This window comes from Stenotrophomonas sp. RIT309 (assembly GCF_000632045.1).
GTDB lineage: Bacteria > Pseudomonadota > Gammaproteobacteria > Xanthomonadales > Xanthomonadaceae > Stenotrophomonas > Stenotrophomonas indicatrix.
Genome location: NZ_JFYS01000023.1, coordinates 182,088 through 202,510, shown reverse-complemented (window position 1 = coordinate 202,510; position 20,423 = coordinate 182,088). Strand labels below are relative to the sequence as shown.

General features: G+C 65.8%; 11 protein-coding genes. 7 read left to right on the top strand and 4 right to left on the bottom strand.

Annotated elements, in window-relative coordinates:
* The 4 genes from BW38_RS06885 to BW38_RS06900 form a co-directional block, all read right to left on the bottom strand.
* Positions 1 to 4,671: an RHS repeat-associated core domain-containing protein gene (locus tag BW38_RS06885; RefSeq protein WP_235189968.1), complete on the bottom strand. Its 4,671-nt coding sequence runs from the start codon at positions 4,669 to 4,671 to the stop codon at positions 1 to 3.
* Between the two features lie 282 nt (positions 4,672 to 4,953).
* On the bottom strand, positions 4,954 to 6,309 hold the full coding sequence (locus BW38_RS06890; protein ID WP_032976877.1) for a Gfo/Idh/MocA family oxidoreductase: 1,356 nt from the start codon (positions 6,307 to 6,309) through the stop codon (positions 4,954 to 4,956).
* Between the two features lie 64 nt (positions 6,310 to 6,373).
* Entirely contained in the window at positions 6,374 to 9,349 is a 2,976-nt protein-coding gene (locus BW38_RS06895) for a TonB-dependent receptor (protein ID WP_032976876.1), read from the bottom strand.
* Between the two features lie 132 nt (positions 9,350 to 9,481).
* Entirely contained in the window at positions 9,482 to 12,841 is a 3,360-nt protein-coding gene (locus tag BW38_RS06900) for a TIM-barrel domain-containing protein (RefSeq protein ID WP_032976875.1), read from the bottom strand.
* 109 nt (positions 12,842 to 12,950) lie between these two features.
* Between BW38_RS06900 and BW38_RS21950 the strand changes: the two genes are divergently transcribed.
* From BW38_RS21950 to BW38_RS06930, 7 genes are all read left to right on the top strand, one after another.
* Entirely contained in the window at positions 12,951 to 13,112 is a 162-nt protein-coding gene (locus BW38_RS21950) for a hypothetical protein (RefSeq protein ID WP_161763247.1), read from the top strand.
* Positions 13,113 to 13,162: 50 nt separating this feature from the next.
* Positions 13,163 to 14,317, top strand: a complete 1,155-nt coding sequence (locus BW38_RS06905; protein WP_025877469.1) for an SIS domain-containing protein — start codon at positions 13,163 to 13,165, stop codon at positions 14,315 to 14,317.
* Complete coding sequence (locus BW38_RS06910) at positions 14,310 to 15,248, top strand: ROK family protein (protein WP_032976873.1); 939 nt, start codon at positions 14,310 to 14,312, stop codon at positions 15,246 to 15,248. The genes BW38_RS06905 and BW38_RS06910 overlap by 8 nt, the downstream gene beginning before the upstream one ends.
* 16 nt (positions 15,249 to 15,264) lie before the next feature.
* Positions 15,265 to 16,599, top strand: coding sequence for a D-tagatose-bisphosphate aldolase, class II, non-catalytic subunit (locus BW38_RS06915; RefSeq protein WP_032976872.1), 1,335 nt, complete (start codon positions 15,265 to 15,267; stop codon positions 16,597 to 16,599).
* Between the two features lie 33 nt (positions 16,600 to 16,632).
* Positions 16,633 to 17,409, top strand: coding sequence for a DeoR family transcriptional regulator (locus tag BW38_RS06920; RefSeq protein WP_032976943.1), 777 nt, complete (start codon positions 16,633 to 16,635; stop codon positions 17,407 to 17,409).
* Complete coding sequence (locus BW38_RS06925) at positions 17,406 to 18,521, top strand: amidohydrolase family protein (RefSeq protein ID WP_032976871.1); 1,116 nt, start codon at positions 17,406 to 17,408, stop codon at positions 18,519 to 18,521. Before BW38_RS06920 ends, BW38_RS06925 begins: the two co-directional genes overlap by 4 nt.
* Positions 18,522 to 18,610: 89 nt before the next feature.
* Positions 18,611 to 20,422, top strand: coding sequence for an MFS transporter (locus BW38_RS06930; RefSeq protein ID WP_032976870.1), 1,812 nt, complete (start codon positions 18,611 to 18,613; stop codon positions 20,420 to 20,422).
* Position 20,423: the final 1 nt, after the last annotated feature.

Sequence of the window (20,423 nt, the reverse complement as noted above, 5' to 3'; positions counted from 1 at the left end):
CTAAATGCCGCCATCAACCCTGAGCTCTTCTGGAATTGCGTCCATCAGAGGATCTTGACTGAAATTGAAAAAGAATTCCTCAAAGAATCCGGGCTTCTCACCGCTAGGAGTGAAGTGCGTTTCCGCATATTTTTTTAGCTTGCTCAAGTTTGACCCCTGCCCTTTGCCGGGGTCCTGACCAAACTCCTTGCACACTCGCTGGGCATACTGAACAGGTGTCTCCCCATTCGTAGGATTTGTCCCCCGCGCCCAAGATGGTATGTCATTTTTTGACTTCCCTCCTTTAGGCGCAATTTTTTGCTGAGGCCGGCTGTACCACGAGTGCGATCTGCCCGCACCTGCACTAGCTCCAGTGCCCCGACCAGAATTACCTGGGGGCCGAACGACGACCGGAGGCCGAGCAAGTACGCAACCGGGACAGAGACCAAGCGAGTCATCCCTTTCCATAGGACCGGATTCAGCGTAGGCGTAAGTGCTGATCCCACCACTAAGGCCAATCGGATCACTCTGCGAATACCGCCCCACCGCCGGCTCATACTCGCGCTGATAGTTGTAGAACAGCTCACTCGCATTCGTCGCCTGCTGTCCCGGGAAGCGCAGTGCCAGCTCAAACAGCACGCCATCCCCATCAGGGTCATTGACCGGTGCCTGGTCGCCAAACACCTCACTCTTGCTGCTCCACTCCCAGATCGCGATATCGCGTATGGGGTCGATCACCACACGCGGCGTACCCAGGTGATCGGGCTGGATGTACGCCAGCCCCGGCACGCCCGTGGCGGGTGTCTGGATCAACGCCACCGGGTAGTTGTCCAGCCAGATCGCCTGTTGCTGCGCTTGCCCGGTCGTCGAGTAGTTGCCAACCCACTGCCCGGCTTCGTCATAGACCGTGACCTGCGCATCGCCACTGGCTGGCGCACGCAGCACGCGCTCACCGCGGTGGTTGTAACCGTAACTCTCCACCACAGCATCGCCCTGCTTCACCGCACTCATGCGGTTGGCATCGTTGTAGGCGAGCGTCTTGCTGCCAATGCTGGTGGTGTTGCCTGCGGCATCCTGGTTGCGCGCCTGACCGTCCACGGCAATCAGTCGATGGCTGTCAGCCGGATAGGTATAGCTTGCGGTCCCGGCCGACGTGGTCAGCGAGGTGCGGTTGCCGGTGGCGTCGTAGCCATAGGTTTCAATCGGCGTGCCCGTCGCACCGTCTTGGGTCTGGGTCAGTCGGCCGAGCGTGTCATAGGCGTACTTGGCCAGCACTTCCGAGCCCGCACCGCTCTTCAGCTCGGTGATCGAGCCGACGGGATCGTAGCCGTAGCCCAGTGACAGACCGCCTGCCGCGGGGTCATGCACCGCCTGCGGCCGGTAGTCCAGATCCAGCGGGCGCTGCAGCTGGCGGCCGTTGCCGTAGGTCCAGCCGGTCGCTGGCCCGAAGGCTGCGTAGGCCACGTTGTTGACCACCACCTGCCGGGCCTGTCCCGGGCGGGTCAGGCCAATCTGGCTGATCCGCCCCTGGGCGTCGCGCACATAGTCGGCAACGCTGCCGTCCGGGTAGGTCAACGCGGTCAGGCGACCGGACTTGCTGTAGGCATAGCGCAGCGTGCTGGCTACACCATTGATCGTCTGCACCTTGCGGGTGACCTGGCCGAAGCGGTCATGGCAGTACACGGTGCTGCCATTGGCGTGCAGCACCTGGCCCAGGCGACCCTTGGCGAAATGCTCGTCGCTGGCACATACCGCTGGTGCGGTGTCGTAGTGATAGCCCACGTCCAGGTTGGGATCCGGATAGGCAATGCCGACCAGTCGATTGAGCGCGTCGTAGCTGTAGGTGGCCGTCACGCCGCGCGCATCAGTGCGGGTCTTGCGGTTGCCAGCGGCGTCAACAGTGAAAGTAGTGTTCCCGCTATCCGGGCTGACCTGTCCGGTCAGATCACCAAAGCCGTTATAGGCGTAGGTGGTGTGCAGGCCCTTGGGATCGATTACCTGGGTGACCTGATCCAGCGCGTTGTACTGGCTGCGGATTTCCGCAGCAACACCGCCCACGTCCTGCAGGGACTGCGCCAGCCGGTTCAACGGATCGTACTGCTGGTTCGTCACCCGCTGCAGGGCATCGGTGACCGACTGCGGATTGCCATTGGCGTCGTAGGCAAAGCCGGTGGCGTTGTTGCCGGCATCCTTCAGCGCGGTCAGCTGCCCGAGGGTGTTGTAGACACGGGCCAGCGTGCGGCGCAGCGTACCCCCTGCATCGACCGTGTTTTCCTGCAGACGGTTGCCGGCGTTGTCCAAGGTGTAGTGAATGGTGTTGCCCGCACTGTCGGCAATGTCGGTGAGCCGCTGGGCGGCGTCGTAGACATAGGTGACGCTGCTGCCGTCGGGCTCGGTGACCTGCTGCACCTGGCCGGTGGGCCAGTAGCTCAGCTGGGTGCTGCGATCTTCGGCAGTGGTGGCGCCACGCACGGTGACCGACGTCGGCCAGCCACGTGGGTGATAGGTGTAGTCGGTCACCACCCCATTGGCATCACGCACTGACAACGGGCGCCCGAAGGCATCGTAAGCGAGGGTCTCAACGGTATGGCCCAACGCACTGGTGACGCTGCGCAGATCGCCCCTGCGGAACGCACAGGTGCCGTTGGTCGCACACCCTGCATCGTCGGCGGTGTACCAGGCATAGGTCACGGTATCTGCCACGTCCGTACGCGGACCGTCGATGCTTCGCAGCAGGCCCACCTGCGGGCAGTCCTGACCTTCGGCTTCACAATAGTTCTGCGTGGTCACGCGGGTATGGTTGGTCGCTGTATCGCGCACGGTGACGCTGGTCGGCTGCAGGCGCGCGTTGCGGACAATGCGGGTTTCCTGGTTGCCGACCGTCTGCTGCACGAGGCGATTACTGTCGAGCGCGACACGCGTTTCGCTGATGCGTTGCTCGGGGGTACCCGCCGCTTCCGTCGTCGTTGTCACGGCTACTGCACCGGCGGCCGGGTCGCTGGCCTCTGCGTAGGCGAACTGGGTGACCACGCCGCGTCGGTCGGTCGAGGACTGCAGGCGGCGGCGGAAGTCCGTGCCCTCTGGGAGGTAGGTACGACCGGCGGTGCCGCTGCTGTCAGTGATGCCATTGACCTTGCGTGGCAGGCCGCTGGTGCCGCTTGCGGTAAGCGCGTACGTGCTCTGCTTGCCGAGTGCATCGGTGACGATGACCGGGCCGGCGGTCGTGTAATCCAGCCGCACCCCATCAATGCCGACATCCGCCTGTGTGCAGTCGCCCGAATGACGGCTGCAGGTCACACGCCCCTTGGCGTCGTAGCCAAACCAGCTATAGCGCCGGCTATCCTCGGCGGTGACGCCTGTCAGGTATCCAGGGAAGCGGGCATCTTCGTAGTGATAGGTCCTTACTCCGCCGTCGGCATAGGTGACTGTGGTCAGTTCGCCTGCCACGGAATAGCCGTACGCGGCCACGACCTGACCGGCTACCGAAATCGTCGAAATCAGCGCATCGTCGCCAGGCGCACCGTACTGGATATCCAAACGACGACCAGAGGAATGGGTGATGCCGAGGAGCCGGCCACGAGCGTCGCGCTCATAGACCAATGACGTGCCATCTTCAAAGTCGCGGCGCTGCATCAGCCCGTCGGAGCCGAACTCGATGCGTTCCTGCGCCCTTGACAACAGCCAGCCACTGCCTTGCTGCACCGCACGATCGCCACTGCCATCCGTTGCCTCGTACTGAGCCCCCACCTTCTGGAAGGAAATCTGGCCGCCATTTTCCTCAATCAGCCCGACCTTCACATCGGTGCTCGGTGGGAATGTCGAGTCGTCCACCGCAGCTGTGAGCCGCAGGTTGTGCGAGTGCGTCCAGCCAGTCCCAAGTGCTCCGCCCGCTGTACTGGTAAGCGAATGATAATGGCGACGGAAGCTGATCCAGCCGAAATCGAAATCGAATTCTGGCTGGGACTTGTCACCCGTTGTCGGATCACACGGATTTCCCACCGGGCACTGCTGGGGCGGCAGCGGGGTACTCGTATACGCCAGCATTGGCGCCATCATCGGCTCATCCTGCTGAATCAGCGAGCACATCTGGATGGCTTCATTCCACAACATACCGGATCGATTCGGACACTCAGCTGTCCTATCGCGGCGCACGTATTCCCATCCCTTCATCTCTGAGCAGCTCTGTGTACCTGCGTAGAAACGATTCTGGGTATAGTGAAATTTCTTGTCCTCGTGTGTGATGCTTCCGTCGTCTCCGACGCCAAGGCCTGGAAATTCAGCCCACTCCTCCTCCGTCAGCGTGGTTGCCGGACATTGGGGGTCGCTCGCGTTGAGACCAAGGATCGCCTCCCGGACCTCATCTTCAGACGCATACTCCTGATCCGAGTAAACGTAGACCCAGTCTGTGCTGACAATAGCCTCGGGCTTGGCCCGGTAGTCATAGATGACTTTGTTTGCCTGCACGCGCTGCCGCTTCACTTCCCAGACGAACGGCCTGTCGTCCTCGTACCGGGCAAAGAAGGCCCTGATGTCCTTCTGCACTGCAGCTTCGGTGGCCCGTGGCTGGCCCATCGACAGGTAGCTCTCCCACTTCTTCTTCACCTCCTGCGCCTGCACCGCAGTGGTACCCACGCACCCCAGCATGGCCATCGCCAGCACTGCGCACGACAGATCCTTCAATCGCTTCAACATCCCTGTTCTCCTTCCTGGGCGGTTACCGCACCGGGAGGAACGAAGGCGCTCGGGCAGCCATTGCCCTTTCCCGCCCTGCGTCGGATCGTCCCTGTTCCGGATTGCGGCGTGGCCGCATGGGGACGTTATCTCCGATGTGGGTTACGCATTCAAGTCAGAAAGTGTGGAGCGGGTCGAATTTCAGAGTTTTCTGATAACCGCCAACCATCGATAATGGCCCGAAGATACAAAAACGCCGGGCAATGCCCGGCGTCTCCGTCACAGCGTGGAAGGGTGTAGACCTCAGTACTTTCCGTCAAACGCAAAAATCGGCTTGCGCTTCTGCCACAGGCCCGCGGTGAAATCCGGGAACTCCAGCGTCTGGAAACTGTTGGCGATCGACTGCTCGCTCAACGGGGTAATCGCGCTCCACGTCACTGCGTCGTAGATGTCGATCGGCATCGGCGCCTTGGCCTTCAGTGCTTCCACGAACGCATGGATCACGAACCAGTCCATGCCGCCATGGCCGGCGCTGGCAGCGGTGTCGGCATTCTGCTTCCACAGCGGATGTTCGTACTGGTCCTGGTACTTCTTGAACTCTTCCCACTGGTGCGGCGGGCTGCGGCCTTCGATGTGGATCGAATGGTTCACGTCCATCCACAGGCCCTTGGTGCCCTGCACGCGGAAGCCCATCGAATACGGTCGCGGCAGCGAGGTGTCGTGCTGCAGCAGGATGGTCTCGCCGTTCTCGCAGGCCAGCGTGGTGGTGACGATGTCGCCGAGCTTGAACTTCACCCTGGTGCTCGGATGGGTGGTGCCGCCGCTCTTGGCTACGGTGTATTCGTGCAGGCCACGCGCCTTGGTGGCGAATGCGTTGATGCGGGTGAAACGGTTGCCGCGGTTGATGCCGGTATACATCGCGCACGGGCCGATGCCGTGACTGGGGTAGAGCTCGCCATTGCGCTCCACCGAGTGTTCGGTGCGCCAGCGTGCTTCGCTCCAGCCCTTGGGGCCGAATTCCACGCCACTGTCGTAGGGCTGGTTCGGGTCGCCGGAGTTGAACTTCACCCCGCGCAGGTCGTGCTGGTAACCGGCCTGCAGGTGCACCAGTTCGCCGAACAGACCCTGCCGCACCATCTGCAGGGCCGCCATCACGTCACGGCGGTAACAGACGTTCTCCAGCAGCATGTACGGGGTGCCGGTGCTCAGCTGGGTCTTCAGCACGTCCCAGTGATCCTGCAGGGTGATGCCGGCCACCACTTCGCAGCCCACGGCCACGCCGGCCTGCATCGCGGCAATCGCCATCGGTGCGTGGTACTCCCACGGCGTGGCGATGATCACGCCATCGATGCCCTTCTGCTCCAGCAGGCGCTTCCACGCGTTGATGTCGCGGTCCTGGCCGTAGGTCTTCGGCGCGGGCTTGCCAGCCTTGCTGACCATCTCCACGGCGCGGCCGAGCATGATCGGCTCGATATCACACAGGGCAACGACCTCCACGTCGTCGCGGCGCACCAGTTCCTTCAGCAGCACCAGGCCACGCATGCCGGTACCGATCACGGCCAGGCGTACCTTGCGGCCACGTGCCCATGCCGGGGTCTGCGGCAGCAGGCTGCTGGCGGCGACAGCGGCGCTGGCCGCGATGAATTCCCTACGCTTCATGGCAAACACTCTCCTCTTGAAGGCGCGCCAGCCTGGGCCGGCGCGCCTGGTCACGCAAACGGAATTACTTGAACCGGTAGCCGATGGTCACACTGTAACCACGACCGAAGATGGTGGCGTAGTCACTGGAGTCACCCAGGAAGCTGTTGGGATCGTAGAACGGCAGGCGGTTGAACAGGTTCTTGACGGTGAAGCTCAGGTTCCACGCGTCATCCGGGCGCCAGGTGACGCTCATGTTGGCGGTCCACCACGACGGTGCACCATCGCACTTGCTCTTTTCCAGGGCCAGGTAACCGCCGGTGCAGGTTTCCTTGTTGTTGCTTTCTTCGTCGATCTGGTCGGTGGCCCACTTGGTGCCGCCCACGTAGTTGACGAACATGCTGGTGGTGACCTGCTTGTAGGTCCAGTCGGCATTGAGCGTCGCACGCAGGCGCGGGTTGTTGTAATAGCCCACCACGTCGCCGTAGTACCAGCCGTTCTGTTCATCCATGTAGAAGCGGTTGCGGTTGGCGATGGTGGCTGCCAGGCCGATGTTCAGCCCGCCCCACTCACCCAGCGAGAAGCGGCTGCGCGCATCGATGTCGAAGCCATCGATCAGGGTCTTGCCGCGGTTCTTGTACTGGCCCACCACGCTGGCCACGTTGCCGGCCGAGTAGCCCGGCAGCGTTCCCGGGCAGCTCACACCGCTTGCCGGGTCGGCGCACATCGCCGCCAGCTGCGCCAGATTGGCGCGGTCGCTGTCGGTGATCGGCGAGCGCGACGAGGAGATGATGTCTTCGGCGCGGCGGTAGTCCGGGGCAACGATTTCGTTGTCGCGGTAGATGAACCAGTAATCGGCCGACACCGACAGCCAGCTGGCCGGCTCGTAAACGAAGCCCAGCGTGGCGATCTTCGCCTTCTCCGGCTTCAGGTTCTGGTTCGGCTGGGTCATGCGGGCCACGGTGCGGCTGCAGTCCACGTTGAGCAGGCTCTTCCCCAGGTCGACATCACCGCCGCGCTGCGATTTCAGCAGCAGGTTGGCGATGGCGTTGGTCTCGGCGCAGCGCAGTTCATCACGGTAGCCGCCCAGCTGCGCGTACACGCCGCCGTTGCCGGACTCGGCCAGGCTGGGGGCGCGGAAGCCGGTGGAATAGGTACCGCGCAGCATCAGCTGGTCGAACGCCTGGTACTTGAAGCCGATCTTCGGCGCGACGTTGGCGCTGAAGTTCGGGTACTTGTCCACGCGCACGGCCGCGTCCAGCTCCAGCTTCTCGGTAATCGGCGCCACCGTTTCAGCAAACAGCGCATAGGTGTTGCGCGCGCCATCGAACCACGAGCCACCCTGCTGGGTGATCAGGCCGGCGGCCGCGTCGGCGTTGCCGGGGGTGTAGAAGGTTTCGCGGCTGGCGTTGAAACCGAACGCGGCGCGCATGTCACCGGCCGGCAGCTGGAACAGCGGGCCTTCGATCTTGCCATCCAGCGTATGCAGGCGCGTCCACGACTGGATGTCGAAGGTCGGGAAGGCGCCGCGGATCAGTGCGGCGTTGGCCTCGCTGATCTCACCGAACTTGTACGCTGGATGATCGGAGATGATCACACGGCCCGTGCCCGGGTCGATGCTGTAAGGACCGAAGGCCTTCTCGAAGCCCTTCACGTTGACGTTGATCGTCTGGTAGGTGGTCGAGTGCGTGCCGGCGGTGGCGAACGCGGTTTCCCAGTTCCAGTCACCGACGTTGCCGCGCGCGCCGGTCAGCACGCGGTAGCTCTTGTCGGTGTTGCGCTGGCCGAAGTAGTTGGCGCCTGCATCCTGCAGCAGGTACTGCAGGCCGACCACGCCACCCATCATGGCCTTCAGCTCGGGGCTGGCGTGGTTGTACTCGTTGTTCGGGCCCAGGAACGGATACAGGAACTGGTTGACGTTGTTTCCGGTATCGCGCGAGAACCAGCTGGTCGGGTTGCCGGTGGTGGTGCCGTAGCTGCGCGGGGTACCGCCGTTGGCACGCAGGTCGATATCGGTATAGGTGGCCTCGGCGAAGATCTCGGTGCTGTCGCCCACCAGGAAGGTGCCGTTGAGGTAGGCGGTGTTGCGCTCGGATTTGGCGCCGGCGTCGATCTCGTTGTTCATCCAGGTTTCCCAGACGCAACGCGGGCCGGCCGCTTCACTGGTCAGCACGTTCTTGCAGCCCGGTGCGGCTTCCTGCACGCGGCGGCCGGTCACCGGATCGAACGCGAAATAGCTGCCCGGGTTGAACTCGCCCGGCTTGCTGCCCACGCCCAGGCGCAGGTTGTTCAGGTAGTTGGGGTTGTTGACGTAGTACTGGTCCGGGCGCTTGTCATAGAAGTCGGCCAGCGGAATCGCGTCGCGGCGGTACATGTTCACCGCGCCGTAGATGTTGAAGCGGTTCTCGGTGAGGTCACCGAAGCCGGCGGTGATGCTGGCCTGGCGCTCGCCGTAGGAATCGATGCGCGAGGAGGTGTCGTTGGTGAAGCTGATCTCCGCGCCCTGGAAGTTGCGCTTGGTGATCACGTTGATCACGCCGGCCACCGCGTCGGTGCCGTACACCGCCGAGGCGCCGTCGGTCAGCACTTCCATGCGTTCGATGGCGGCGGCGGGAATCGCATCGATGTTGACGAACTGGGTCTGGAAGCCCGCCGGCGCACCGTAGTACGACAGGCGACGGCCATTCAACAGCACCAGCGTGCCCTGCGCGCCGAGGCCGCGCAGGTTGGCCTGCGAAGCGCCGTCGGAGCCGGTGAACAGCGAGCGCGAATCCTGCTGCGCTGGCCGGGCAGCAGGCAGGTTGTCGAGCACCTGCAGCAGCGTGCGCGCACCCATGTTCTGGATGTCCTGCTTGCTGATCACCTGCACCGGCGAGGCGGTTTCAACGTCGGTGCGGCGGATGTTGGAACCGGTGACCTCGATGCGGGCCAGGTCGGTGGCCTTGTCCTTGCTCTCCTGGGCGAAGGCAGGAACGGCGACCGACAGCAGCACGCCGGCGATGGCCAGCGACAACGGTGCGATCGAACGACAGGGGGGGCGGTGGTGGCGGGCGGGCAACATCGGGGTTCTCTCCTGGCAGGGGTGCGGCGCGAATGGTGGATCGGCGGGCAAAACGCTCCCGGGCCACGGCTCCCACCGTCGTGGTGAAGCCGTAGTCGGAATGGGCGGGGGAGGAGCGGTGTTACGTGGCGGTCATGGGGCGACGATGCTGGCGGAGTCGCCCTCCTGGCCGATCAGCACGGCGTTGGCCCAGTTGGCACAGACCTGGGCGGGTTGGCTGCCCTGCGCACCCAGCGTGCGCAGGCTCAGGGTGGAAAGGCCACGGATGTCCAGCTCCGGCTTGACCACGCCGGGTGCCTTCACCAGGCCGCTGTCATACAGCAGGCGGTTGTCGCCCCAGACCTGGAACTGCAGGCCACCGGCCGTGCGGCAGGCGTCGTCAATGCCGAGGTCGGCACGCAGCAGGCGCCATCCCCCCTGCAGGCGCAGGTCGATGCGGCTGTTGGCGGACACGCCCAGGCCGCGGCGGAACTGCAGGCCGTTCATGCGCATGCCGGCGTCGCCGGTGAACGCCTTGTCGGCGTGCACCTGGCTGGCCAGCGCGGCCGGCACCGGCAGCTCGGAGAGATAGCGCTGCCGGGCCGGTCGCTCCGGTTCCTGGTGTTCGAGGATGTGGAAGGTGGACAGCGCAATCGGGCCGACGTCGCGCGGTTGCAGCGCGTCGAAGGCACGCGCACTGCCCTGTGCAGCGGTCACCATCGGATCGGTGCTGGAGGCACCATCACCTTCGGGGTTCTGCACGCTCAACACGCGGAAGCGCAGCAGGCGGCCGGCGTGGGCCGGGAAGTCGATGCGCTGCGTGCCTTCCTTCAGCTGCAGGTGGCCGCGGGCAATCGGTTCACCCCACTCGCCGTTGCTGTCGCCCAGGTACACTTCGTAGTCGCGCACCTGGCCGTGCTTCCAGTTCTTGTCGTTGCGCGGCGCGATGTCGATGCCATCAATCATCTTCCGTTCGCCGAAACCGATCACCCACTCATGGGCACCGGTGCGCACGGCCTGGTTGCGCACGCTGCGGAACCAGGTGGCCGGATCATCATCGAAGGCATTTTCCAGCGCATGGCCGGGTTCTTCGGCCGGGCGGTTGACCACCAGCAGGCTGTCGGCCGGCAGTTCGCGGCCCAGCACCGGTGCAGCCGGATAGGCATCGTCGGCGGCCGCTGCGGCGACGGCGAAGTCCAGCTGCAGCTGCAGCGGCTGGCGGATGTCCTGCGCCGCGGTGCGTACATGCAGGGTGCCGCGACGCTCCTTGGCATCGAAGTACCAACCCTCGCTGGCGCTGTTGAATGCGGTCGCGTCGGCCAGCGCCGGCAGCGCGCGGCCAGCGGCCTGCACCGCACGCGGCGCCTGCCGGCTGAGCACGCGCAGGCCATAGCGGCGCTGTGCCAGCTGGCCGTTGTACTGGCCCTGTACCGCATCGATCTGCACCTGTACCGGGCCGCTGCCCTGTGCCGGCGCCTGCACACTGATCCGCTGCGTGCTCGATTCGCCCTGCTGGTAGCGGCGGGTGTTGCCGTCATCTTCGTACAGCGTGTACTGCGAATCACCCTGCGGGTACAGGTCGAAGGTCACTTCATCGAGCGGTTTCTCGCCGTCGAACAGCATCGACGGGTACATCGGCAGGATCGCACCGGCACGCACGAACACCGGCAGCGTGGCCAGGTCCACCTGGCGGTCCAGCTGGCGGCCATCGGCGGCGGCCTGCACGCGGCGGCCATCCCAGTAGTCGATCCAGCCGCCGGCGGGCAGGTGGATGTCGCGGCGCCAACCACGGCTGGCGGCCTGGCTGCGGTACACCGGTGCAACCAGCAGGTCGCGGCCGAGCAGGAACTGGTACTTGTAGGTTTCATCCTGCGCGTACGGATCGCGCGGGTTGTCCCACATCAGGCCACGCACCGGCGGTGCACCGGTCTGCGCAGCCTCATGCACCAGCCCATACATGTACGGGGTCAGGCGCATCTTCAACTTCAGGTAATCGCGGTTGATGCTGCGGTAGGGCTCGTCGTACCACCACGGGTGCTTGCGCGCATTCGACGACCAGCCGCTCATGCCCATCAGCACCGGGGTGAACGCCTTCCACTGCAGGTCGCGGGTGAAGGTCTCGGCGCTGCCGCCGAAGATCGCGTCCACATCGCCGCTGGCGTAGGCCATGCCGGACAGGCCCGAACCCACCAGGGTCGGCACATGCCAGCGGATGTAGTCCCAGCTGCTGCTCTGGTCGCCGGTCCAGGCCACGGCATAGCGCTGGATGCCGGCCCAGCCCATTACCGTCCACAGGAACGGGCGGGAATCGGAATTGTCGAGGATGCCGTTGAATGCCTGGCGGTTGGCATCCATCGCGAACTGGTAGCCCTTGCCGGTCCAGGCCACGTCCAGTTTCTGCACGCGGCTGCCGGCCTTGCCCACTTCCCAGGCGATCTTGTCGACGCCGTTCTCGGTCCACAGGCCGGTGCGGAAGCCGTACCCGGCCAGGCCCTTCACCGTCTCCGGCAACTGCTTGTAGCCGCAGCCATAACCATCGTTGGGCAGGATCCAGCCGCCGGGCATGTCGTTGGCGCGGTACTGCTTGGCCACGCTGTTGATCACATCCGGTGTGGTGCCGGTCGGGCCGTCGCTCCAGCCCTCGGGCACGGTGCCGGGCTTCTTGCCGTTGTCGCCATCGTTGTAGCAATCGGCATCGCCGTAGGACAGCGCCCAGCGCGCGACCATGTTCGGGCGGCCGGTCAGCTGGGTGTAGCGCTCGATCAGCTTCGGCAGGTCGGCGCCAACGAAGTAGTACGCATCGAAGCGGTCTTCACGATGCAGCAGGGTGGCCTGGTCGCTCTGCCGCAGGTCGTAGCTGCCATCGCTCCACGTATTGCGCAGCATGCCCCAGCCACGGCTGCTCAGCAGCATCGGTGCCGGGCTCGGGCGATCCCCCTCTTCCCAGCCGCCGGAGTACGAGACGTCCAGTTCGCGGCCCTTGAACTGGTAGCGGCCGTTCTGCTGGCCACCGCCGTAATAGCCTTCATCGGCCTGCGAGGACAGCACCTGCACGCTCTGCGCGGCATCCAGGTCCAGCGGCTGCAGTTCCTGCCACAGCGCGGTGGGCTGGCCGTTGTCCAGGCGCTCCAGGCGCAGGCGCAACGGCTGCCGCTGCACATGCAGCACGAGTGCAGCGGTACGCACGCGGATCTCCTGCGCATCTTCTTCCAGCTGTGCCTGCACGTTGGCCTTGGGCTGCGGCAGCACGATCGGCGCGGCCTTGTCACCGGCACCAGTCAGCTTGCCGTTGCGGCCGGCCTGTACGCGGATGATGTCGGTGGCCGGCAGTTCAATGCGGATGCGCGTGCCGTTGTCGGTCTGCAGGTCCCAGCCATTTACACCGTCGGTGCTGGCACTGGCGCTGACCGAGCGCAGGTTGCCGACCGGTGCGGCCTGGGCCGACAGGGACGCCGACAGCAGTGCCGGCAACAGGGCCAGCAGCAGTGGCGAACGACGAACGCAGATTTCCACACGGACTCCCAACCCGTTCACCGGGCGTTTCGAAAGCGGTTGGGCCGACTCTAGGGCAGCGATTCGAAAGATGTCAACAAATTGAAAGGAAAAAGGAAGATATATTTACATGAAACGAAAGTTGTTGCGGCGCAATACTTTGTGTAACCGCTTGCAGGCGCCTGTTAAGCATTGTGCGATACGGCATCCGGCGGTTTCTTTCGTTTCCGGAGTGATGCCACGCGAGGAAAGTCATCACCGCGATATCTTTCTTTTTACTTTCGGTATTTGACATTTCGAAAGAAAACGCAGATGGTGCGCTGGCCCAACTGGAACCTCCGAATGGACGTCACCCTGCTTTCCGATGTGTCCGCCTGGCAGCGCCGCGGCGGAGCCGATACCGCTACCGAAATCGCCCAGCAGCCGGCGCTGTGGGAAGCCCTTGCACAGGATCTGTCGCGTGCCCGCGACCGCCTGCAGGCCTTCCTCGGCGACAGCCTCAACGACCCGAACCAGCGCGTGCTATTCACCGGCGCCGGCAGTTCCGGCTTCATCGCTGAAATGGTGGCCGATGCCATCAACGCGCAGTGGCCGGCCGAGGTGCGCGTGGTGCATACCACCAGCCTGCTCACCCATCCTGCGCTGTACCTGCAGCGCGATCGTCCGACCCTGCTGGTGTCGTTCGGCCGCAGCGGCTCCAGCCCCGAAAGCGTTGCCGCCGTCGACCGCGTGCGCAGTGACGTGGACGATGCGCGCTTCCTGGACATCACCTGCAATGCCGAGGGCGAACTGGCCCGCCGTGGCGCCGGCCGTGCCGACACCTGCACCCTGCTGATGCCGTCGGCCAGCTGCGACCGTGCATTCGCCATGACCAGCAGCCTGACCTGCATGCTGCTGGCGGCATTGACCGTGTTCGACCGTTCGCCGTGGGATGCGCGCATCGCGCGCCTGCAGCAGATTGCCGGTCTGGCCCGCGAAGGCCAGGCGCAGTGGGATGCAGCTGTGGCCGCGCTGGCGCAGCGCCCGTTCAACCGGGTCATCTACCTTGGCAGCGGCCCGCTGGAAGCACTGGCGCGCGAGGCTGCGCTGAAGGTGCTGGAGCTCACCGCCGGCCGCGTGCTGGCGCTGGCCAACACCCCGCTCGGCTTCCGCCATGGACCGAAGTCCACGCTGGACGGCAGCACCCTGGTGGTCGTGCTGCGCAGCGTGCAGCCGCTGGCACGCCGCTATGAGCAGGACCTGCTGGAAGAGCTGCGCCGCGACGGCGTGGCTGGCCAGGTACTGTCGATCGGCCCGCATTCGGATATCGGCGCCGACGATGACTACACCCTCACCGTGCCTGCCCTGGATGACCCGTGGCTGGCGCCGGTGTGGCTGGGCTTTGCGCAGCTGTACGCGCTGCAGCGTTCGGCCGCACTCGGCCTGACCCCCGACAATCCGTTCCCGGACGGCACCGTCAACCGCGTGGTCAAGGGTGTCACCATCCACCATGGCTGAGCTGATCGCCAACGCCTGCTACGGCATCGACATCGGCGGCACCAAGATCGAGCTGGTGGTGTGCGATGCGGCGATGCAGGTCACCTGGCGCCGCCGCGTGGCTACCCCGCAGGGCGACTACGACGGCTTCCTGCAGGCGGTGGTGACATTGGTTGCTGAAGCCGATGCTGCGCTGGGTCGCAGCGATGCGGCCATCGGCATCGCCCTGCCCGGCGTGCGTAATCGTCGCAACGGCCGCCAGCTCAGCGCCAATGTGCCTGCGCTGACCGGTCAATGCGTGGCGGCTGATCTGCAGGCACGCCTGCAGCGCCCGCTGCATTTCGGCAACGACCTGCAGTGTTTTGCGCTCTCTGAAGCGCACGGTGGCGCCGCCGATGGCTACCCCAGCATGTTCGGCGCCATCCTCGGCACCGGTGCCGGTGGCGGCTTCTGCCTGCAGGGGCGCCTGCTGTCCGGCTTCAACGGCCTGGCCGGCGAATGGGGCCACTGGAGCGTGCCGGGTCACCTGCTGCAGCGTCATGGCCTGCCGCTCATTGATTGCGCCTGTGGCCTGCAAGGCTGCGTGGAGCGCTACGTGTCCGGGAGTGGCCTGGCGATGATCGAGCGCCACCTCGGTGGCAGCGCTGCCGATGCCAGCGTGGTGGTCACCCTGGCCGAAGCCGGCGATGCGCGTGCACGGCAGGCGCTGGACATCCATCGCGACCTGCTCGGCCACAGCCTGGCCGCCCTGGTGCTGGCGCTGGACCCGCACGTGATCGTGCTCGGTGGCGGCCTGTCCCAGTACGCACCGCTGTACCAGCTGTTGCCGGCGGCCATCGCCGCGCATCTGTTCAACGGCGTGCAGGTGCCGCCCATCGTGCCGCCGCGCTTCGGCGATGCCGGTGGTGCACGCGGTGCCGCCCTGCTGGCCTGCCAACCCTCGTTTTCCTGATGTCCGGAGCTTGACCATGTCCCCGTTGCAGACCCTGCTTGCCTCCCACCGCGCCGGCCACAACGTCGGCCTGTACAGCGTCTGCTGCAGCAACGAACAGGTGCTGCGCGCGGCCATGCACGTGGCGTTGGCGCACGATACCGTGCTGCTGATCGAAGCCACCTCCAACCAGGTCGACCAGTTCGGCGGCTACACCGGCATGACCCCGCCGCAGTACCGCGACTACGTCGGTACCCTGGCCGATGAGGAAGGCTTCCCGCGCGAGCGCTTGATCCTCGGCGGTGACCACCTTGGCCCGAACGCCTGGCAGAAGCGCCCGGCCGCCGAAGCGATGACCCATGCGCGCGTGCTGATCGAGGCCTACGTCGCCGCGGGTTTCCACAAGATCCACCTGGACTGCAGCATGTCCTGCGCCGATGACCCGGTGCCGCTGCCCGATGCCATCGTTGCTGCACGTTCGGCCGAGCTGGCCGAGATCGCCGAGCGCACCGCCGCCGAGCACGGCCTGCCGCCGCCGGTCTATGTCATCGGTACCGAAGTGCCGATTCCCGGTGGCGAAGCCTCGCTGGCCGGTGGCCTGCAGGTGACCACCCCGGCCGCCGCTGCGCAGACCCTGGCCATCCATCGGCAGGCCTTCGATACCCCGCTGCTGCGCGATGCATGGCAGCGTGTGCTGGCCATGGTGGTGCAGCCGGGCGTGGACTTCGACCACAGCAGCGTGCACGAGTACGACGCGGCCGCCGCCAGCGAACTGGCCGACTTCCTCGAACAGCAGCCGCGCATTGTGTTCGAAGCGCATTCGACCGACTACCAGCGCGAAAGCGGCCTGCATGCGCTGGTGCGCGACCATTTCGCCATCCTCAAGGTCGGCCCCGCGGCGACCTTCGCCTATCGCGAAGCGCTGTTCGCACTCTCTGCCATCGAAGCCGAGCTGCTGCCGGCCGCGCAGTGCTCGCGCCTGCCGCAGGTGCTGGACGAGGTGATGGTGGCGCAGCCGAAGTCCTGGCAGTCGTACTACCAGGGCGACGAAGCGACCCTGCGCCTGCTGCGCAGCTATTCCTTCAGCGACCGCTGCCGCTACTACTGGGGCGAGCCGGCGCTGGTGCAGGCCGTGCACACCCTGTTTGCCAACCTGGAACAGCACGCGCCGCCGCTGGTGCTGCTCAGCCAGTACCTGCCGGAGCAGTACCGCGCCGTGCGCGAGGGCACCCTGGCCAATACGCCTACCGCCCTGGTGCAGCATCGCATCGGCCTCTGCCTGGGCGAATACGCCCGCGCCTGCAGCGCCAACCAGGCTGGAACCCGCAAGCACAACGCAAGTCCGGCTGCCGCCGATCTTGCGAACGGCTAATCTCTACCTTTCCCTGCGAAACCGAGAATGGCCATGCGCAACACCCGCTCCCGCCGGCAACAGATCCTGCAGCTGCTGATCGAGCACGGCTCGGTGCAGGTGGCCGATCTGGTCGAGCGCTTCGGCGTGTCGGCGGTGACCATCCGTGCCGACCTGACCCACTTCGAATCGCAGGGGCTGGCCACGCGTACCCACGGCGGTGCCACCCTGGTGCGTACACCGCCGCAGGAACAGGACATCCACGAAAAGGATGCGCTGAACCTGCCGCTGAAGGACTCCATCGGCACGGCGGCCGCGCGCCTGGTGCAGGCCGGTGACAACATCATCATCGACTCCGGCTCCACCACGATGACCCTGGCCCGCCATCTGCGCGAACACCGCGATGTGACGGTGATGACCAACGGCCTGAACATCGCCTGGGAACTGGCCAACGCCGCCGGCATCACCGTGCTGCTGACCGGCGGACTGCTGCGCCAGCAATCGCTGTCGCTGCAGGGCAGCCAGGCTGAAGCCAGCCTCAACTCTTACAGCTTCGACACGCTGTTCCTGGGCGTGGATGGCCTGGACCTGCAGTTCGGCCTGACCACCCACGACGAAGCCGAAGCCCGCCTCAACCACCGCATGGTCGAACGCGCGCGGCGCATCGTGGTGCTCACCGACGCCTCCAAATTCGGACGCGTCAGCCTGCACCGCATCGCCCGCCTCGATCAGATCCACGCCATCATCACCGACGCCGGCATCGACGACGCGACCCGCGAGGGGCTGCAGCGGCTGGGCATCGAAGTGATCATCGCCGAGCCCCCCGCATGACCGACACCCGCTCCCTGCACGGCCGCATCCTCACCCCGTTGGGCTGGCGTCGCGGCCAGGTCCAGTTCGATTCACACGTGCGCCAGCTGCAGGTAGATGACCACAGCGGCGGCGATGACCCGCAACTGCCGGTGATCCTGCCCGGCTTCATCGACCTGCACGTGCATGGCGCGGCCGGCGTCGACCTGATGCAGGGCGGCGACGTGGCCCGCAGCATCGCCCGCACCCATGCGCGCTTTGGTACCACCACGCTGCTGGCGACCACCATGACCGCTGGCCTGGACGAGATCGAATACGCGCTGCAGGGCGTTGCGGCAACGATGGCAGCGCCCGATGCCGATGCCGCCTGCATCGCCGGTGTGCACCTGGAAGGCCCCTTCATCAGCCCGCAGCGGCTGGGCGCACAACCCAATCGTACGATCGAGGCGACGATGGCGCTGGTGCGGCAGCTGCACGCGCTGGCACCGATCCGGGTGATGACGCTGGCGCCGGAGATCGGCGAGCACACCGCACTGATCCCCGCGCTGTCCGCACTCGGCATCCGCGTGCAGCTCGGCCACAGTGCAGGCACCTACGAGGAAGGCGTGGCCGCATTGCAGGCCGGCGCTTCCGGTTTCACCCATCTGTTCAACGGCATGACCGGCGTCGACCACTACCGGCCGGGCATCGCCGCCGCTGCCCTGGCGCATGCGCAGTACGCCGAGATCATTCCCGACCTGCAGCACATCCATCCCGGCGTGATCCGTCTGGCCGCACGCGCGATTCCGCGCCTGTATGCGGTAACCGACGCGACGGCCGCCACCGGCATGCCCGATGGTGAGTACGCACTGGGCGAGCAGCGCGTACACAAGTGCGGCGGCTGCGTGCGCCTGGCCACCGGCTCGCTGGCCGGCAGCGCGCTGACCATGGACCAGGCGCTGCGCAACCTGGTGCAGGTGGGTCTGGATCTGGCTGACGCATCGCAGCGCGTGTCCACCTTCCCGGCCGATTACCTGGGCTTGAGCGATCGCGGCCGCATTGCGCCCGACGCCCGCGCCGACCTGGTGGTGCTGGATGCGGAACTGCGCCTGCAGAAAGTGGTGGTAGGCGGTCGATTGATCGATCTGGACTGACACGCGCCATGCGGCCCGGATGCCGCACACAAGGCGCGCAAGCGCATTGCATCAGCCACGCACCATCCCGTCAGTCCAGGAACGAGCCGATGACCGCAGCCACTGCACCTGCCGTACCCGCTTCCACCGCCCCGCGCTGGCCCGTACGTTACCTGCTCTTCATCGGCGGCCTCGGTGGCCTGCTGTACGGCATCGACATCGGCATCATCGCCGGTGCCCTGCCCTACCTCGAAGCGACTGCCAGCCACGCCTGGCAGCTCAGCAGCCAGCAGCTCGGTTTCGTCGTCGCCGCGGTGCTGCTGGGCAGCGTGCTGTCCTCGCTGTTCGCCGGCATGATCGCCGACCTCATCGGCCGCCGTGGCGCGATGCTGCTGGCCGGCGTGCTGTTCACCGCCAGCATCCCGATCATGGCACTGGCCTCGGGTTACACCCCGCTGCTGCTGGGGCGCCTGCTGCAGGGTGTCAGCGGCGGCCTGATCGGCGTGGTCATTCCCCTGTACCTGGCCGAAGTGCTCAGCCCGGAACGACGCGGCCGCGGCGCGGCGATGTTCCAGCTGCTGCTGACCGTCGGCCTGGTGCTGGCCGCGTTGATCGGCCTGTACCACGCCCATGCCGTGGACGCTGCCGCAGAGTCGGTGCGCTCGCTGCCGGTCGCGCAGCAGGCGCAGGAGCTGTTCACGGTGAAGGACCACGCTTGGCGAACCATCTTCTGGACCTGCCTGGCACCGGGCCTGCTGTTCTGCGCTGGCATCTTCTGGCTGTCCGAATCACCGCGCTGGCTGGTGCGTCGTGGCCGCATCGATGATGCGCGCCGCAGCCTGCAGCGCGTGCTGCCCGCTGCCGACGTCGAGCCCACCCTGGCGCAGATCCAGGCTCCGGAATCGAGCAGCAGCAGCGGCAAGCGTGACCCGCTGCTCAGCCGCCGCTACGTGGTGCCGTTCGTGTTGGCCTGCGTGGTGCTGGCCTGCACCCAGGCCACCGGCATCAACTCGGTGCTGGCCTATGCGGTCAACATCCTCAACCAGGCAGGCCTGTCCGGCTCGGTGGCCAACGGCGCCGACGTGGCGATCAAACTGCTCAACGCGGTGATGACCGTCGCCGCGCTGCTGCTGGTCGACCGCAAGGGTCGCAAGTTCCTGCTGATGCTGGGCAGCGGTGGCATCTGCGTGGCCCTGCTGGCCGCAGCAACGCTGTTCTTCCAGGCCGAACGGGGCCGCGCCGACGTGCAGCCGCACCTGCAGGCCGCAGTGAGTGGCGATGGTCTGCAACTGGTACTGGATGACGCGCAGTGGCAGCGGCTTGCCGGTGGCGTCGACCGCGAAGGCCGGCCACTGCAGCTGACCGTGTCCTACGCCTATGGCGACTTCACCAACGTGCGCGCGCTGCGCAGCGACAACCTGACCGACCGCGAGCTGCGCATCGAGCGCGCCGGCACCGTGCAGCCGGACAGCGTCATCGGCGCGTTCTTCCGCACGTTGCACCTCAATCCGTTCGCCGACCCGGCCAGTGCCGCGCAGGCACCGCTGCGCATCGAGCAAGCCCGTATCGGCCCGATTCCGCCGCCCGCGCATGGCTGGGCCGTCGCTGCCTGCATCCTGGTATTCGTGGCGTTCTTCGCAGTTGGCCCAGGCGTGTGCGTGTGGCTGGCGCTGTCCGAGCTGATGCCCAACCGCATCCGCTCCAACGGCATGAGCATCGCGCTGCTGGTCAACCAGTTCGTGTCCACCACCATTGCCGCCATCTTCCTGCCGACGGTGGGACACTACGGCTACGCCAGCATGTTCCTGTTCTGGGCGGGCTGCACGTTCGTGTTCTTCCTGGTGGCCGCATTCTGGCTGCCGGAAACCAAGGGGCGCTCGCTGGAAGAGATCGAAGCCGGGTTTGCAGGAAAGCAGCGCTGAT

Coding starts and splice junctions, on each gene's coding strand:
- BW38_RS06885 (WP_235189968.1), bottom strand. CDS start 4,671: ATGTTGAAGCGATTGAAGGATCTGTCGTGCGCAGTGCTGGCGATGGCC.
- BW38_RS06890 (WP_032976877.1), bottom strand. CDS start 6,309: ATGAAGCGTAGGGAATTCATCGCGGCCAGCGCCGCTGTCGCCGCCAGC.
- BW38_RS06895 (WP_032976876.1), bottom strand. CDS start 9,349: ATGTTGCCCGCCCGCCACCACCGCCCCCCCTGTCGTTCGATCGCACCG.
- BW38_RS21950 (WP_161763247.1), top strand. CDS start 12,951: ATGAAACGAAAGTTGTTGCGGCGCAATACTTTGTGTAACCGCTTGCAG.
- BW38_RS06905 (WP_025877469.1), top strand. CDS start 13,163: ATGGACGTCACCCTGCTTTCCGATGTGTCCGCCTGGCAGCGCCGCGGC.
- BW38_RS06910 (WP_032976873.1), top strand. CDS start 14,310: ATGGCTGAGCTGATCGCCAACGCCTGCTACGGCATCGACATCGGCGGC.
- BW38_RS06915 (WP_032976872.1), top strand. CDS start 15,265: ATGTCCCCGTTGCAGACCCTGCTTGCCTCCCACCGCGCCGGCCACAAC.
- BW38_RS06920 (WP_032976943.1), top strand. CDS start 16,633: ATGCGCAACACCCGCTCCCGCCGGCAACAGATCCTGCAGCTGCTGATC.
- BW38_RS06925 (WP_032976871.1), top strand. CDS start 17,406: ATGACCGACACCCGCTCCCTGCACGGCCGCATCCTCACCCCGTTGGGC.
- BW38_RS06930 (WP_032976870.1), top strand. CDS start 18,611: ATGACCGCAGCCACTGCACCTGCCGTACCCGCTTCCACCGCCCCGCGC.